Origin of the sequence: Pseudomonas sp. Z5-35 (assembly GCF_051131945.1) — a bacterium.
Lineage (GTDB): Bacteria > Pseudomonadota > Gammaproteobacteria > Pseudomonadales > Pseudomonadaceae > Aquipseudomonas > Aquipseudomonas marvdashtae.
This window is the reverse complement of sequence record NZ_CP071640.1, coordinates 5,340,301-5,356,383: the sequence shown is the minus strand read 5'-3', so window position 1 is coordinate 5,356,383 and position 16,083 is coordinate 5,340,301. Positions and strand designations below refer to the sequence as shown.

12 protein-coding genes and 1 pseudogene are annotated in these 16,083 nt (G+C 61.8%); all 13 read left to right on the top strand.

Going from position 1 to position 16,083, the window contains the following annotated elements:
• Positions 1–230: 230 nt before the first annotated feature.
• The 13 genes and pseudogenes from J3P95_RS24405 to J3P95_RS24345 all read left to right on the top strand — a co-directional run bounded on the left by J3P95_RS24405 (position 231) and on the right by J3P95_RS24345 (position 15,992).
• Positions 231–1,580, top strand: coding sequence for a TolC family outer membrane protein (locus J3P95_RS24405; RefSeq protein WP_434626209.1), 1,350 nt, complete (start codon positions 231–233; stop codon positions 1,578–1,580).
• Positions 1,581–1,616: 36 nt separating this feature from the next.
• On the top strand, positions 1,617–3,773 hold the full coding sequence (locus tag J3P95_RS24400) for a type I secretion system permease/ATPase (protein ID WP_434579421.1): 2,157 nt from the start codon (positions 1,617–1,619) through the stop codon (positions 3,771–3,773).
• Positions 3,763–5,130, top strand: a complete 1,368-nt coding sequence (locus tag J3P95_RS24395) for an HlyD family type I secretion periplasmic adaptor subunit (RefSeq protein ID WP_434559406.1) — start codon at positions 3,763–3,765, stop codon at positions 5,128–5,130. Before J3P95_RS24400 ends, J3P95_RS24395 begins: the two co-directional genes overlap by 11 nt.
• Before the next feature lie 354 nt (positions 5,131–5,484).
• On the top strand, positions 5,485–6,387 hold the full coding sequence (locus J3P95_RS24390; protein WP_434559404.1) for a TauD/TfdA dioxygenase family protein: 903 nt from the start codon (positions 5,485–5,487) through the stop codon (positions 6,385–6,387).
• Positions 6,388–6,424: 37 nt separating this feature from the next.
• Complete coding sequence (locus J3P95_RS24385) at positions 6,425–7,450, top strand: ABC transporter substrate-binding protein (protein ID WP_434579424.1); 1,026 nt, start codon at positions 6,425–6,427, stop codon at positions 7,448–7,450.
• Positions 7,451–7,483: 33 nt separating this feature from the next.
• Positions 7,484–8,316: pseudogene (locus J3P95_RS24380) on the top strand (ABC transporter ATP-binding protein); the annotation flags it as partial.
• Between the two features lie 13 nt (positions 8,317–8,329).
• Positions 8,330–9,196, top strand: coding sequence for an ABC transporter permease (locus tag J3P95_RS24375; RefSeq protein WP_434559400.1), 867 nt, complete (start codon positions 8,330–8,332; stop codon positions 9,194–9,196).
• A gap of 274 nt (positions 9,197–9,470) precedes the next feature.
• Positions 9,471–9,959 carry a cell division protein gene (locus J3P95_RS24370; RefSeq protein ID WP_434559398.1) on the top strand — a complete coding sequence of 163 codons (489 nt, stop codon included), beginning with the start codon at positions 9,471–9,473 and terminating at the stop codon, positions 9,957–9,959.
• On the top strand, positions 9,952–11,394 hold the full coding sequence (locus J3P95_RS24365) for a TIGR01777 family oxidoreductase (protein WP_434559396.1): 1,443 nt from the start codon (positions 9,952–9,954) through the stop codon (positions 11,392–11,394). The genes J3P95_RS24370 and J3P95_RS24365 overlap by 8 nt, the downstream gene beginning before the upstream one ends.
• 9 nt (positions 11,395–11,403) lie before the next feature.
• Complete coding sequence (locus tag J3P95_RS24360) at positions 11,404–13,839, top strand: alpha/beta hydrolase (protein ID WP_434579427.1); 2,436 nt, start codon at positions 11,404–11,406, stop codon at positions 13,837–13,839.
• Positions 13,840–14,073: 234 nt separating this feature from the next.
• Positions 14,074–14,319: a DUF2789 domain-containing protein gene (locus J3P95_RS24355; RefSeq protein WP_434559392.1), complete on the top strand. Its 246-nt coding sequence runs from the start codon at positions 14,074–14,076 to the stop codon at positions 14,317–14,319.
• 119 nt (positions 14,320–14,438) lie between these two features.
• A complete protein-coding gene (locus J3P95_RS24350; RefSeq protein WP_434579429.1) occupies positions 14,439–15,020 on the top strand; it encodes an alpha/beta hydrolase in 582 nt (193 codons plus the stop codon).
• A 48-nt stretch (positions 15,021–15,068) separates the two neighbouring features.
• Positions 15,069–15,992, top strand: a complete 924-nt coding sequence (locus J3P95_RS24345; RefSeq protein ID WP_434579431.1) for a sigma 54-interacting transcriptional regulator — start codon at positions 15,069–15,071, stop codon at positions 15,990–15,992.
• The last annotated feature ends 91 nt before the right edge of the window (positions 15,993–16,083 follow it).

Here is a 16,083-nt window from a genome sequence, read left to right as displayed (position 1 = left end):
TCATTTCGGCCGATTTTGTTACTGCCAAACTATTGACCTTATGCTGGCCATCCTAAACAATCGCCCCTGTAATGTCACATTGATATTTAAGCGGCGACTTGTTCTTTCGGTGCGTGTTCCAGCCCCTGTTTTGAACTTTCCGACATACGGTCATTCCGGTTGCCATCATCCGATGCAGCGCCACGTTTCGCTGTGATTCAAGACAAGAGTTTTCGGGAATAAAACCAACCATGCGTTCGCTTCTGTTCAAGGCTTTACCCTTCGCCCTCGCCGCCACTTTCGTACAAGCACAAACCTTGCCGCAGGCCATGCAACAGGCGCTGGATGTCCATCCGGAAATCCAGGCAGGCGTAAACAGTCGCCTGGCCGCTGACTATCAGCTCAAGGCGGCCAAGGGCGGCTACTTGCCTAGAGTGGACCTTGCAGCCGGGTACGGCCGGGAAGGCACCGACAGTGTCACCACCCGTTCGGGCAGCAACAATCACTGGGAAACCTTGAACCGCAGCGAGTCGAGCCTGCGGTTGTCGCAGATGGTTTTTGACGGTTTTGCGACGTCCAGCGAAGTAGGGCGTCAACAAGCCAACGTCAGTGCCCGCGCCTATTCCCTGCTGGATGCCTCCGAGCGCACCGGGCTGACGGTCGCCCAGGTCTACCTGGATGTGCTGACCCGCCGCGAGTTCGTACGATTGGCGGAGGAAAACCTCAAGAGCCACGAGCGCATTTTCGATCAGATCAAACTGCGCACCTCCCGTGGCGTTGGTAGCGGCGCCGACTTGGACCAGGCTGAAGCGCGCATGGCCCAGGCTCGCAACAACCTGATCACCGAACAGACGAACCTGGCCGACGCCGAGACCAACTACCTCAGCGCCGTCGGCCAATTGCCCGACCAATTGGAGCGTCCCGCCGACTCTCTGGCGTTGCTACCGGCCAACTTGACGGAAGCCCGCGCCCAGATGCTGGAAAACAGTCCGGTATTGCGTTCGGCCGAAGCCGACATCGCCGCTGCGGAGCAGCAGTACGAGGCCGCCAAGTCGAGCTTCTATCCACGCTTCGACGCTGAACTGGGCCGCACCGCCGACAACGACCTGGACGGTCAGAACGGCCACAACAATGAATGGCAGGCCATGTTGCGCATGCGCTTCAACCTGTACGCCGGTGGCAGCAACAAGGCCGACCTGGAGTCCAAGTCCTACCTGTCCAACCAGGCGCTGGATATCCGCAACAACGCGCTGCGCCAGTTGAATGAAGAGCTGGGCCTGGCTTGGAACGCGCTGAACAACGCCAACGCCCAAGTGCCGATCGCCCAGCAATACGTCGACCGCAGCGCCAACGTGCGCACCGCCTACCAGAAGCAGTTCAGCCTCGGCGAGCGGACCTTGCTCGACCTGCTCGACAGCGAAAACGAGCTGTTCAGCGCATCCCGCCGCCTGGCAGAAATCAAGAATGTGCAGTTGTTTACCCAGTACCGGATCAAGGCAACCATGGGCCAGTTGCTGAAAAGCCAGGGTGTGGTCGCACCGTTGGCATCGGTTGTGCAGAACGACGTGAAGCCCAAGGTTCAATTGCCTGGGATGAATTGAGTCATCCATCCGTTTTTCAGCGAAAGAGTGCCGAGCGTGGAATCAGAAGTCAGTCCAGTCGAACTAGTTCATGACCCGCGCACGCTGCACGATGACCCGCTGTTGGATGGTTTGCTGGCGCTCTGCATGTTGCATCAAAAGCCTGCTAGCGCGGCGATGCTCACCACCGGCCTGCCGTTGCCCAAGCAACGGCTGAGCGTCGACTTATTGTCACGTGCTGCGGCCCGTGCCGGTTTGCAAGGTCGGGTGCTGCAACGCAAGCTGGAACAGATCCCGACCATCGCCATGCCGGCGTTGTTGCTGCTTAAAGATGGCCGCAGCGCGGTGCTGTTGGGCTGGGTGGGCGACGATCAGGCGCGGCTGCTGCTCAGCGAAAGTGATGGCGGCGAAGTCACCATCAGTCGCGAACTGCTGGCCGACGACTACAGCGGCAAGGTTTTCTTCGCCCAACCGCAGCATAAATTTGACGTTAACCACGGCACGCTCATTCCCCGGGCACGTTCGTGGTTTCGTGACACCCTCAAGCGTTCCCGCTGGCTTTACGCCGACGCCATCGCAGCCAGCCTGCTGATCAACATCATTGCCATGGCCGCGCCATTGTTCGTGATGAACGTGTATGACCGCGTGGTGCCCAACCAGGCGGAATCGACCCTGTGGGTGCTGGCGATCGGCATCACCGGCGCCTACGTGTTCGACCTGATCCTGAAGATGCTGCGCAGCCTTTGCCTGGACCTGGCGGGCAAGAAAACCGACTTGATCATTTCCGCGACGCTGTTCGAGCGCATCGTCGGCATGGCGATGAAATATCGCCCGGCGCGGGTCGGCAGCTTTGCCCAGAACATCCATGAGTTCCAGAGCCTGCGGGACTTTCTCGCGTCGCTGACCCTGACCAGCCTGATCGACTTGCCGTTCACGCTGTTGATCCTGATGGTCATCGCAATCCTCGGCGGACACCTGGTGTGGATTCCGGTGGTGGCCTTTCCGCTCGCCCTGTTGATCGGCTACGCATTGCAGAAGCCCCTGGTTGCAACCATGGAACGCACCATGGCCCTGGGTGCCGAGCGCCAATCCAGCCTGATCGAAACCCTGGCCGGCCTGGATGCGGTGAAGGTCAACAACGCCGAGAGCGAACGCCAATACCAATGGGAACAGACCATCGGCACCCTCAGCCGCCTCGAACTGCGGGTGAAAATGCTGTCCGGCCTGGCGATGAACATCACCTTGCTGATCCAGCAACTGGCCGGCGTGATCATGATCGTCTTTGGCGTCTACCAGATCATCGCCGGTAACCTGAGCATGGGCGGGCTGATCGCCTGCTACATGCTCAGTGGTCGCGCCCTGAGCCCATTGGCCTCGCTGTCGGGCCTGCTGACTCGTTATCAGCAGGCACGGGTGACGATGACCTCGGTCGACCAGATGATGGAGCTGCCCCAGGAACGCAATTTCGAAGAGCGCCCGCTGAGTCGCAAGGTCCTGCAGGGCGCCATCGAATGCCGCCAGTTGAACTTCACTTACCCGAACCAGCAGAACGCCGCGTTGAAGAACATCAACCTGGTGATCAAGCCGGGCGAGAAGATTGGCATCATCGGCCGCAGCGGCTCGGGCAAGAGCTCTCTGGCGAAATTGCTGGTGGGCCTGTATCAGCCGGACGACGGCGCGTTGCTGGTGGATGGCGTGGACATCCGCCAGATCGACGTCAGCGAACTGCGCTACAACATCGGCTACGTGCCGCAGGACATCCAACTGCTGGCCGGCACCCTGCGGGACAACCTGACCTCCGGCGCTCGTTACGTCGAAGACGAGCTGGTGCTCCAGGCCGCCGAACTCGCGGGTGTGCATGAGTTCGCCCGCCTGCATCCGCAGGGCTATGAGCTGCAAGTCGGCGAACGCGGGCAAAACCTGTCCGGCGGTCAGCGCCAGAACGTCGCCCTGGCTCGGGCGCTGCTGCTCAATCCGCCGATCCTGCTCCTGGACGAGCCCACCAGCGCCATGGACAACACCGGTGAAGAGCGCTTGAAACAGCGGCTGGCCGCCGTGGTGGAAAACAAGACCGTGCTGCTGGTGACGCACCGGGCGTCGTTGCTGTCGCTGGTGGACCGCCTGCTGGTGATCGACCGCGGGCAGATTCTCGCTGATGGCCCGAAAGCCACCGTGATGGAAGCGTTGAAGAAGGGGCAGATCAGTGTTGCTTAAATCAGGTTTCCGGGGTGCTGTCGGCCGGTATTTCAAAGGTTCCGACTCGTTGCATGGCCAACCGCTGCCCGAGGTCAACAAAGCACTGATCGAGGACGCCCCGCGCGTGGTGCGCCTGACGATCTGGGGCATCATCGGCTTCTTTGTGTTCCTGGTGCTGTGGGCCAACTTCGCCGTGGTCGATGAAGTGACCAAGGGCGACGGCAAGGCGATTCCATCGTCGAAGATCCAGAAAATCCAAAACCTTGAAGGCGGCATCGTTGCTGAGCTGTTCGTCAAGGAAGGGCAGATCGTCGAAGCCGGCGCGCCGTTGATTCGCTTGGACGATACGCGGTTTGTCTCCAACGTCGGCGAAACCGAGGCGGATCGCCTGTCCATGCTGTTGCGGGTCGAGCGCCTGAGCGCCGAAGTCGATGACCGGCCGCTAAAATTCCCGGCCGATGTGCTCAAGGCCGTTCCGGGCCAGGCGGCGAGTGAAGAGTCGTTGTACATCAGCCGTCGCCAGCAGTTGCACGATGAAATTGGCGGCTTGCAGGAGCAATTGATCCAGCGCCAGCAGGAACTGCGCGAGTTCGCGTCCAAGCAGGCGCAGTATCGTTCCGGCCTGGCGCTGCAACGCCAGGAAATTAACATGTCCGAGCCGCTGGTGGCCCAAGGCGCGGTATCGCCGGTGGAAGTGCTGCGGCTCAAGCGCGCCGAAGTCGAGACCCGTGGGCAACTGGACGCGACGACGCTGGCGATTCCCCGTGCCGAGTCGGCGATCAAGGAAGTGCAGCGCAAGATCGACGAGACCCGCGGCAAGTTCCGCAGCGAAGCCCTGACCCAACTCAACGAAGCACGCACCGACCTGAACAAGGCCCAAGCCACCGGCAAAGCCTTGGAAGACCGTGTGAGCCGTACGTTGGTGACATCGCCGGTGCGCGGCATTGTCAACAAGTTGCTGGTGAACACCATTGGCGGCGTCATCCAGCCGGGCAGCGACCTGGTGGAAATCGTGCCGCTGGATGACACGATTCTGGTGGAAGCGAAAATCCGTCCCCAGGACATCGCCTTCCTGCACCCCGGCCAGGACGCCACGGTGAAATTCACCGCCTACGACTACACCATCTACGGTGGAATGAAAGCCAAGCTGGAACAGATCGGCGCCGACACCATCACCGATGAAGACAAGAAAACCACGTACTACATCATCAAGCTGCGCACCGAACGCAGCCATCTGGGCACGCCTGAAAAGCCCTTGTTGATCATCCCGGGAATGGTGGCGTCGGTGGACATCATCACCGGCAAGAAGACCGTGCTGAGCTATCTACTCAAGCCAATCATCAAGGCCCGGTCCGAGGCGTTGCACGAGCGCTAATGCCGAGCAGTTGATTATTCTGTAGCTTGGTAGCTTGGTAGCTTGGTAGCTTGGTAGCTTTTGTGGCGAGGGAGCTTGCTCCCGCTTGAGTGCGCAGCGCTCATCGCTTTTTAGGGCCGCTGCGCGCCCCAGCGGGAGCAAGCTCCCTCGCCACGGGTGCCGTTCCCCAGGCATTGGTTCTGTCATATAGTTATGCATTTTTATTATTTAAATTAACTTTCTTATACCTTTAAAGTCATTCTCCTGCGTACCTGCCGACCAATCGGCGCGCCGCACGACACAAACCAACACGGCAACGCCGTGAGTTTTGATCGACCGCGCGCCATTTGAGCGCGCCGTGCGTGGGAGTGATGTATGCCAGCCGTCTCTTTTTCTCCAGATTCAAATGCCGCGAACATCGCGCCGCAGTCGTTCGAAGTCCGTCCATTCAGCGATGCGGTCGGTGCCGAGATCGTCGGTCTGGACCTGTCCCAGCCGATCAGCGACCAGGATTTCGGCCGTATCCACCGCGCGCACCTGGACTATCACGTCGTGGTGTTCCGCGATCAGCGCATCGCCCCCGAACAGCAGATCGCTTTCAGCCGCCGGTTTGGCGTGTTGCAAATCCATGTGCTCAAGCAGTTCCTGCTGGCCGGGCATCCCGAGATTCTCATCGTCTCTAACATCGTCGAGAACGGCCAATCCATCGGCCTTGGGGACGCCGGAAAATTCTGGCATTCGGACCTTTCCTATAAAGAACTGCCCAGCCTCGGCTCGATGCTCCACGCCCAGGAGCTGCCGAGCGAAGGCGGCGACACGCTGTTCGCCGACATGCACAAGGCCTGGGACGGTTTGCCCGAAACGCTGCGTAAAGCGGTCGAGGGCCGTTCGGCGGCGCATTCCTACACGGCGCGCTACAGCGAAACCAAATTCGAAGGCAACTGGCGCCCGACGTTGACGCCTGAACAACTGGCCCAGGTCGCCGAAGTCGTGCATCCGATCGTCCGCACGCACCCGGAAACCGGGCGCAAGGCGTTGTTCGTCAGCGAGGGCTTCACCACCCGCATCGTTGGGCTGCCGGAGGATGAAAGCCAAGCCATCCTGGCCGAGCTGTATACCCACAGCGTGTTGCCTCAAAACATCTATCGCCATCAATGGCAGCCCCATGACTTGGTGTTCTGGGACAACCGCTCGCTGATCCATTTGGCCGCCGGTTGCCCGAGCCATCTGCGCCGCAAGCTGTATCGCACCACCATCCAGGGCGACGCCCCTTACTGATCGGCTGCGCAGCGCGCAAAGAGCCCGGAGACTCATCATGTCCAAACGCATCGCTTTTGCACCGCTGGCCGCCGCCATCGGCCTGGGCTTCAGCTTGCTGGCCGGCAGCCTGGTCGCGCCGGCCAGCGCCCAGGCCGAGGGCGAGATTCGCATCGCCGAGCAGTTCGGCATCGTTTACCTGTTGCTGAACGTGGTCCGCGACCAGCAACTGATCGAGAAACACGGCAAAGAGGAAGGCATCGACATCAAGGTCGATTGGACTCAGCTGTCCGGCGGCGCGGCGGTCAACGATGCGTTGCTGTCGGGCTCCATCGACATTGCCGGGGCGGGCGTCGGGCCGTTGTTGACGGTGTGGGACCGCACCCGTGGCAAGCAGAACGTCAAGGCCGTGGCCTCGTTGGGCAACTTTCCCTACTACCTGCTGAGCAACAACCCTAACGTCAAGACCATCGCCGACTTCACCGAGAAAGACCGTATCGCGGTGCCGGCGGTGGGTGTTTCGGTGCAGTCGCGTTTGCTGCAATACGCCGCCGCGAAACAGTGGGGCGACAAGGACTTCAATCGTCTCGACAAGTACACCTTGGCGGTTCCGCACCCAGACGCCACGGCGGCGTTGATTGCCGGCGGCACCGAGTTGACCGGGCACTTTTCCAACCCGCCGTTCCAGGACCAGGCCCTGCAAAACCCCAACGTGCACGTGGTGCTCAATTCCTATGACGTGCTCGGGCCGAATTCGCCCACAGTGCTGTTCGCCACCGAGAAATTTCGCGATGAAAATCCGAAGACCTACAAGGCCTTCGTCGAGGCGCTGACTGAAGCGGCCGAGTTTGCCCAGAAGGACAAAGGCGCCGCGGCGGACACCTACCTGCGGGTGACCAAGGCCAAGATCGACCGGGCGACTTTGCTAAAGATCATCGACAACCCGCAGATCGAATTCACCGTCACCCCGAAAAACACCTACCCGCTGGCGGAATTCCTCTACCGCGTCGGCGCCATCAAGAACAAGCCCGCGTCGTGGCAAGACTATTTCTTCCAAGACGCCAAACCGTTGCAGGGGAGCTGATTGTCATGAACGCGCCATTGCAAGGCCACGCGGCCAGCAACCCTACCCGCACCGACACAGCAGTGTTGTCGGTGGATAACGTCAGCCTGGAATACCGCACCCCACAGCGTGTGGTACGAGCTACCCATCAGGTGAGTTTTGAAGTCGACCCGGCGGACCGTTTTGTCTTGCTCGGCCCTTCCGGGTGCGGCAAGTCCACGCTGCTCAAGGCCATTGGCGGTTTCATCGCGCCGTGCGAAGGCGAGATTCGCCTGCAAGGTCAAACCGTCCGCGTACCGGGGCCGGACCGGATCGTGGTGTTCCAGGAGTTCGATCAGTTGCCGCCGTGGAAAACCGTCAAGCAGAACGTGATGTTCGCGCTGCTGGCGTCGGGCACGCTCAAGCGTCGCGAGGCCGAGGAGCGGGCGCTGCATTACCTCGACAAAGTGGGCCTGGCAGCGTTTGCCGATGCCTACCCCCACACGTTGTCCGGTGGCATGAAGGCCCGCGTTGCCATTGCTCGAGCACTGGCGATGCAACCGAAGATCCTGCTGATGGATGAGCCCTTCGCGGCCCTCGATGCCCTGACGCGACGCAAGATGCAGGAAGAATTGCTGCTGCTCTGGGAGGAGGTGCGTTTCACCCTGCTGTTCGTCACCCATTCCATCGAAGAAGCGCTGGTGGTGGGTAATCGTATTTTGCTGCTGTCACCACATCCGGGGCGGGTGAGGGCGGAAATCCACAGCCATCAATACGATTTGCACAGCCTCGGCGGCGTGGGGTTCCAGCACACGGCGCGGCGGATTCATTCGCTGCTGTTTAACGAAGGTCAGCCGCCTGAAACCGAGCGTGAGCTGGATTTCACTGACATCCGCATCGCGTATTGAGGGGGAGCGTTCCATGAGCCAGTTATCGCCTGCGCGCGAAGAGTACGAAGTCGACCTGCAACCGCTGACCCACGTGCCGCTGGAGCGGGAACTGCCCTTGGGCCAGCGCCTCTGGCAACAGGGTTGGCTGCGCAAAAGTATGATCCTGTTGCTGCTGGCGCTGGTGTGGGAGGGCGTGGCGCGTTACCAGAACAACGACCTGCTGCTGCCGAGCTTCTTGCAGACCGCCAGCGCGTTGTACGACGGTATGCTCAGCGGTGAGCTGCTGGGCAAGGTGTGGATTTCCCTGGTGGTGCTGCTCAAGGGCTATTTGCTGGGCATCGTCCTGGCGTTTGGCTTGACCACCTTGGCGGTGTCGACCCAGTTGGGCCGCGACCTGCTCAGCACCCTGACGTCGATGTTCAACCCTTTGCCTGCCATCGCGCTATTGCCGTTGGCGCTGCTGTGGTTTGGCCTGGGACAGAACAGCCTGATATTCGTGTTGGTGCATTCGGTGCTGTGGGCGCTGGCGTTGAACATGTATGCGGGGTTTCTCGGTGTGTCGGAAACGCTGCGCATGGCGGGGCGCAACTACGGGCTCAAGGGCCTGCGCTTTGTCTTGTTCATCCTGATCCCGGCGGCGCTGCCGTCGATCCTCGCCGGGCTGAAGATCGGCTGGGCCTTCGCCTGGCGCACCCTGATCGCCGCCGAACTGGTGTTCGGCGCCACCAGCGGCAAGGGCGGCCTGGGCTGGTACATCTTCCAGAACCGCAACGAGCTGTACACCGACAAGGTCTTTGCCGGGTTGGCGGTGGTGATCCTGATCGGTCTGCTGGTGGAAAATCTGGTGTTCGACAGTTTGGAGCGGGTGACGGTGAAGCGTTGGGGGATGCAGCGGTAGCCGCGCTTGAACACTACCCCGTGGCGAGGGAGCTCGCTCCCGCTGGCCTGCAAAGCAGGCCCCCGGCATTTCCCAAGGTCTACCGCGTTGCCTGGTTTTGCGACTGCTGCGCAGCCGAGCGGGAGCAAGCTCCCTCGCCACAACTGTGTTCGGCTTGGGTTTCAAGCACTCCAGACGGTGGATTTTATTTATCGCTGCCCGGCCCGTTAGCTCAGTAAATCCCCTTCCATTTCCTTTAGACTGGCCGCCCTCAAGCAAGCCTTCAGGACATGGAATGCCAACCTCTCCCAGCACCCTTCGCAAAGCCTTGGTCGTTTGGTTGTACGCGGCGGCCGTGGCGCATCTGCTCGCCGGCCTCACGCTGACGTGGGCCGGTCACTCTGGCTTGCTCGACGGCTACCTGAATACCATCGAACTGGCTTTCTGGGGGGGCGACGCGGTACCCGGCACGGCCCGTGCGCAACAAGTCTGGTGGCTGGCCTTGTTCGGTGCCACGTTGCAGAGCTATGCGCTGTACATGCTTGCCCTCGTGCACATCGGCAATCGATTCAAAAGTGCATTGCCCTGGGGCTGGCTGATTGTTGGCATCTTGCTGTGGGCGCCCCAGGACATGCTGATCTCCGCCCAAGCCCGAGTCTGGTCGCACCTGTGGTTCGACAGCTTCGCACTGCTCGTTTTACTGCCGCCGCTGTTCTGGCTCTATCGCCACGACCGCCGCACTTCCCTGACTGACAACGCGCCGAGTGATTCCAACCATGGCTGATTTTTCACTGCTGGATTGGGCGATCGCCCTGCTGATTGCCCAGGCCATCCTCGGTGCGCTGGACACCCTCTATCATCACGAACTTACCGTCGCCTTGCCCTATCGCCACAGTGCGCGGCTGGAGCTCTCGATCCACGCCTTGCGCTCGTGTTTCTACGGGATCCTGTTCCTGGGCATGGCGCATCTGGCCTTCGAAGGCACCTGGGCGATTGTCATTGCGCTGCTGTTCGCCCTGGAGATTTGCCTGACGCTGTGGGATTTCGTGGTCGAGGACCGTAGCCGCAAGTTGCCGGCCATCGAGCGCATCATGCACACCGTGCTGGCGGTCAACGGTGGGGCCTTCTTCGCGCTGTACGGCGTGCAACTGGCGCAGTGGGCGAGCCTGCCGACCGGCCTGAGCGGGATCGACCTCGGCTGGCGCGGCTGGCTGCTGACCCTGTTCGCCATCGGCGTCACGGCTTCGGGGATTCGCGACGGCTTGGCGGCCCTGCGCATGCAACGCGCGGGCACGCCCGCCAACCCGTTTGCCGGTGGCACCTACAAGCGAGTGCTAGTCACGGGGGGCACCGGGTTTATCGGCGAGACCCTGGTCAATCAATTGCTCGACGCCGGGCACACGGTCAGCGTGTTGGCCCGTGATCCGTTGAAAGCGGCCTATCTGTTTGATGGCCGCGCCCGCTGCCTGCGTTCGCTGGGCAAACTGGGTCATGACGAAACCTTCGATGTGGTGATCAACCTGGCGGGCGCGCCGGTGGCCGGGCCGCGCTGGAGTGCCAAGCGCCAAGCGCAACTCATCGCCAGCCGGGTCAACACCACCGAAGCCTTGATAGCCTGGTTGAAAAACGCCCGGCACAAACCGGCGTTGTGGGTCCAGGCCTCGGCCGTCGGTTTCTACGGTGTGCGTGATGCCAGTGAAAGCCTCGATGAAAGTGCCGCCCAAGGCGATGGCTTCATGGCTGAACTCTGTGTGCGCTGGGAGGCGTCGGCCCGGCCGGCCACGGAACTGGGTGTGCGGCAGGTGGTGATGCGCCTGGGCGTGGTGTTCGGCCCGGGCGGTGCGTTGCTGCCTTTGCTGATTCCGTTTCGCCTGGGGTTCGGCGGGCGGATGGGCGATGGTCGGCAGATCATGAGTTGGGTGCATCGCGACGACGTGATCCAAGTGATCGCCCGAGCCTTCGACGACGAAAGCCTGAGCGGAACCTACAACCTGGTGGCGCCGGAAACGGTCACCCAAGCGCTGTTCGCTGAAAGCGTCGGCAAGATTCTCAAGCGTCCGGTGTGGTTCCACATTCCTGCCGCGCCGGTGCGCGCCTTGGCAGGCGAGATGGCCCAATTGTTTTTCGACGGCCAGCGCGTGGTGCCCAATCGTCTGGTCGAGGCAGGCTATACGTTCCGTTACCCAACGCTCGATGCCGCCCTGCGCGACCTGGCCTGAGGATCGTCCATGAGCAAGCCCCGGATGTACCTGCTGGCCGGCAACGGCAGTGCCGCCGATTGGTGGGACGACGCATTGCTGCACTTTCAACACCACGACGTGGTGCCGCTGGAACTGCCCGGCTTCGGCGACAACCCCCAAGCCCCTTGTGAAGACCTCGCGGCCTACGCCCAGGCGTTGCTGGCGACGACGGTCCGGGGCAGCGCGATCATGGCGGTCGGGGTCAACGCCTTGCTGGTGCTGCACGCTTTGCAACGCGAGCCCGGGCATTTTTGCCGCAGTGTGTTGCTGGCGCCGGTGGGTGCGTTTTTATGGCAGCGGCGGTTGCCGGCGTTGATGTCGCCGCTGCCGATTCGCAAGACCATTCACTGGTTGCTGGCGAACAAGCCGGCGCTGTTTGCCCACAAGTTTTCCAGCCAGGCCTGGACGCCCGCGCAATACCAGCGCATGGGCGCCGGCTATGCTCGCTGCCGAGCCTTTGTGCCGCACTGGGATCTGGTGCGCGCCGACACCGCGTTGCCGTTGCTGGAGTGGATCACCGATCCGGTCGAACTGGTCTGGGGCGATCTGGACAAGGTACTGGGCGTCGCGCAAGCGGCAGCCTGGTCCGCCATTCTGGCCCGTGCCGATTTGACCATCAGCCTGAAAACCGGCTGGGGCCACTACCCGTGGATCGATTCACCGGCTGAATTCGCGGCGTGGCTGGAGTCCGGCGAGCGTGGCTTCGTCGCGCACACCAAGGGCGGCCGCTTGCGTCTGGCAGCACTGGCTGGGCAGCCGGTGCCTGCGGCGCTGTCGCTCAATGACTTTGATGATCCGCGCTTGCCGGGCTTCCTGAAGGGCCAGCCGGACGCTATCTGGGCGGTGCGTTCCTCCAGTTACGGCGAGGACCAGGCCGATGCGGCGAACGCCGGCTTGAGCACCACGTTCCTGCGCGAACCGACGCACAACGTGCCGGCGCGGGTTGCCGAGTTGAGTGCGGCGGGTGTCGAAGAAGTGGTGGTGCAGCGTTTCATCACGCCACGGCTGTCCGGTATTGCGTTCGTGCGCCATCTGTCAGTCGAGCTCGAATGGGTCGAAGGGCATCTGGAGTCGTTGGCCGACGGCCAGGTGAGCCCCGAGCGCGCGGTTATCTCCCGTCTTGGCGCGTCATGGAACAGCGGCACGTTCAAGCCAGTCCACGGCCTGACCGCCGACGCGCTGTGGCGGTTTCTCCAAGGCGTACTGCGGGTCTTTCACTACGTGCCTGGCGACGTCGAATGGGCTTGGGACGGCACCCAATTGTGGCTGCTGCAATACCGACCCATCAGCGACTACGGCTGGCGCCGGCACCTGACCGCCGCCAACATCGCCGAGATCCTGCCGCCGCAACCCAGCGTTCTGGTGGAGTACGCCCAGCGCCGCGCGGCGTCGAGCATTCCGGCGATCATGGCGCGTTGGGATTCACGGGTGTTGCAGGACAACGAGCCTTTCACCGCGGTGTTCGGTGGCGCTTCGTATATCAACAACGACCTGTTTCTTGCCCGGCTGGCCGATTGGGGCATCAGCGCCAGCAGCTACGCTGGCGAGGTTGGCGGCGCGACCCCGCACCTGCCTTGGCAACCACTGCGCCTGCTGCGGTCGCTGTCGTTGTTCCTGCGCATGCAACGCATCGCTCGTGGGCATTTGCTGACACTGGAAAACGGTTTGCGACGTTTTGACCGAGAGCTGCACGAACTGACCGGACAAGGCGCCGACGGCCAGCAACTGGCCGACTGGTTTACTCGCTTCTACGTGTTTGTGGTGCAAGGCAACCTGTGCATCGCCAGCGCTTTGGCCAGCAGCGGCGGCGACTGGCTGGGACGGCCACCGACCGCTTATGACAATCTTGAACACAGCCCTCATCGGCTGCCGTGGGAAACCGATCCGGCCACGCCACGCTCGGCGCCGACCGAACTGCCCTTGCAGGCATTCCCACAATGGCCGTTAGCGATTCGCCTGGCTCACGGGGCCGGTTTGCCGGGGTTGCGCGGTTATTACTTGCAGGTGCGCGAGTGGTATCGCGACAACCTGATGCGGATTTTCTTCCGCCTGCATCACGCCATGCCGAGCGTTGACCGTGAGCGCTGGTTCGCCCCGCACCCGGACATCCGCAGCCGCGACGGCAGTTTCTGGCAGGACGGTCGCGAAGGCACCGAGCAGGCGAGTGGCTTCCTGATCTACCCGGGCCAGGCCCAGGGCATCCTGGGCGAGCACATCCTGCTGGAAGACACTCTGGACCCTGGCCGCCACGCCCACTACCAAAGTGCCCGCGCCGTGATCGCGCGCATGGGCGGCCGCCTGTCCCACGGCTCGACGCTGCTGCGTGAGTTGCGTAAACCGTCGGCGGTGCTGCCTCAGGTGGATGTGGGGTGGGTCGGGCGTGAGGTGGTGTATTGCGATGGGGTGTTGAGGTTGGTGGATTAGGCCGCGCGATGATCTGTCGATCACAGAACCTGTGGCGAGGGAGCTTGCTCCCGCTGGGTTGCGCAGCAACCCCAAGCAATTTGAATGCGATCTGCCTGACACACCGAGGCGCCAGGATTGGGGACTGCTGCGCAGTCCAGCGGGAGCAAGCTCCCTCGCCACGGTGTGCTCGGCTCCCAGGGACTAGACTGCAGGAATAGAGCCCAGCCATCCGTCCATGACCAGGAGTCCCGCATGGAATCCCCGATCCATACGCTGCCCGCGTTATTCAAACAACTCGGTCTGCCCGACGACGCCGTCAGCATCGATCAATTCATCGCCAGCCATTCGCCGCTCAAACCCGAATTGCACCTGTCTGATGCCTTCTTCTGGAGCGAGGGCCAGCGGCAATTGCTGCGCGACGAGATTCTTGAAGACGCCGACTGGGCGCTGGTGGTGGATCAGCTTGACGTGCTGTTGCGTAAGGGACGCACCGAGTGAGTTCCCATCCTTGAAGTTCGTTATTCCCGTATCGAATTAATAAATAGCTTCTTATTCCTTAAATAATATAACTCTCCTCCTTATACTCGTCCGGGAACAGACACGCAGGAGAGCAACCCATGCGCAACGAATCGATTCGCTACCTGATTGTGCCGGGCTGGCAAGGATCGCCGGAAAACCATTGGCAGACCCATTGGCAGCGCAGCCTGCCCAATAGTGCCCGGGTCGAGCAGGCCGACTGGCTGACGCCTCGGCGTGAAGACTGGGTCGCCGCGCTGGCCGAGGCCATCGCCGCCGACAGCACGCCGGTGATTCTCATAGCCCACAGCCTGGGTTGCATCACGGTGGCCCATTGGGCAGCGACCGCGCCGGTGCAGTTTCTGCGGCAGGTTCGTGGGGCATTGCTGGTGGCGCCGGCGGATGTGGAGCGGCCATCCTGTGCCCCGGCGCTGCGCAATTTTGCGCCGATTCCTACCGATCTGCTGCCGTTTCCCAGCCAAGTGGTCAGCTCCGACAATGACGCAGCGGTGAGTGCCGCGCGTGCTGTGGAGCTGGCGCGCAATTGGGGAGCGGAGGCCGGTATCCTGGCCGGAGCGGGGCACATCAACGTGAAGTCCGGCCACCAGCGCTGGGAGCAGGGCTTCGCTTATCTCTATCGCTTGCAAAGCCGCATGGAGCACCACGCCCTGCGTCGCGCCTGAATTTTTTAGCGCCCCCCGTCTCCCGGCGGTTTGGGGCGGGAGCCTGCCATGAGCCTGCATGAAACCGTCGGCCAGCCCTTGCTGACCTTTCCCGATGCGGAAAAAAGCCCCCTGAGTATCCGCGCCAAGGCGCTGGTGTTCGTCGACCCGCGTTCGCGGCAATTGCGTCAGGAACTGGAAGAACTGGCACCGCGCTCGGTCGCGGTGTTGATTCGGGGCGAAACCGGTACCGGCAAGGAGTTGCTGGCCCGGCACATCCATCGCGAGAGCAATCGCCCAGGACTGTTCGTCTCGGTCAATTGCGGCGCCATCAGCCCGACTTATGCCGACGCCGAGTTGTTCGGCTACGCCGCCGGCAATCACAGCAGTTCGGCCAGCAGCCGGGCCGGATGGTTCGGTTCAGCCAATGGCGGCACGCTTTACCTGGATGAGATCGGAGACCTGCCGTTGCCCATCCAGGTCAAATTGCTGGCAGCCCTGGAAAACCATGAGGTCACCCGCGTGGGTGCTCATCAGCCCAACCCGGTGGACGTGCGCCTGGTGGCGGCCACCAGTATCGATCTGGCGCAAGCGGTGGCCGCCGGGAAATTCCATGAGCGGCTTTATCACTACTTGAGCGAGGGCCGGCTCGAGCTACCGGCCTTGCGCGAAAGGGTGGGCGATATCCTGTCTCTGGCCGAGTACTTCCTGGGCATTTATAGCCATCGCCTCGGCCTCTGCGTGCCGCTGATCAGCGAAGCGGCGCAACAGGCACTTGAACGGCACAGTTGGCCGGGCAATACCCGAGAGTTGGAAAACGTGATTCATTTTGCGTTGTTGGTGAGTACGGGGAATTACATATCGCCGGAACATCTAAACTTGCCCCAGGTAATGGATCCCTTGGCAGCGATACAGCAGAAGGTTCTTGCATTAATCGAATCGGGCGACCCTCAGGGTGTCAAGCGATTGAAGGAGTGGGTCGCGGGTCTTTGATGCATAAGCTGGACGTGCTGAGTTTATATAACCCTGGCGGTGTATGCGGTTAGGGTTTTATTATGTAGACGTTAAAGGTATTGTTTGGATT

Coding starts and splice junctions, on each gene's coding strand:
- J3P95_RS24405 (WP_434626209.1), top strand. CDS start 231: ATGCGTTCGCTTCTGTTCAAGGCTTTACCCTTCGCCCTCGCCGCCACT.
- J3P95_RS24390 (WP_434559404.1), top strand. CDS start 5,485: ATGCCAGCCGTCTCTTTTTCTCCAGATTCAAATGCCGCGAACATCGCG.
- J3P95_RS24385 (WP_434579424.1), top strand. CDS start 6,425: ATGTCCAAACGCATCGCTTTTGCACCGCTGGCCGCCGCCATCGGCCTG.
- J3P95_RS24375 (WP_434559400.1), top strand. CDS start 8,330: ATGAGCCAGTTATCGCCTGCGCGCGAAGAGTACGAAGTCGACCTGCAA.
- J3P95_RS24370 (WP_434559398.1), top strand. CDS start 9,471: ATGCCAACCTCTCCCAGCACCCTTCGCAAAGCCTTGGTCGTTTGGTTG.
- J3P95_RS24365 (WP_434559396.1), top strand. CDS start 9,952: ATGGCTGATTTTTCACTGCTGGATTGGGCGATCGCCCTGCTGATTGCC.
- J3P95_RS24360 (WP_434579427.1), top strand. CDS start 11,404: ATGAGCAAGCCCCGGATGTACCTGCTGGCCGGCAACGGCAGTGCCGCC.
- J3P95_RS24355 (WP_434559392.1), top strand. CDS start 14,074: ATGGAATCCCCGATCCATACGCTGCCCGCGTTATTCAAACAACTCGGT.
- J3P95_RS24350 (WP_434579429.1), top strand. CDS start 14,439: ATGCGCAACGAATCGATTCGCTACCTGATTGTGCCGGGCTGGCAAGGA.
- J3P95_RS24345 (WP_434579431.1), top strand. CDS start 15,069: ATGAGCCTGCATGAAACCGTCGGCCAGCCCTTGCTGACCTTTCCCGAT.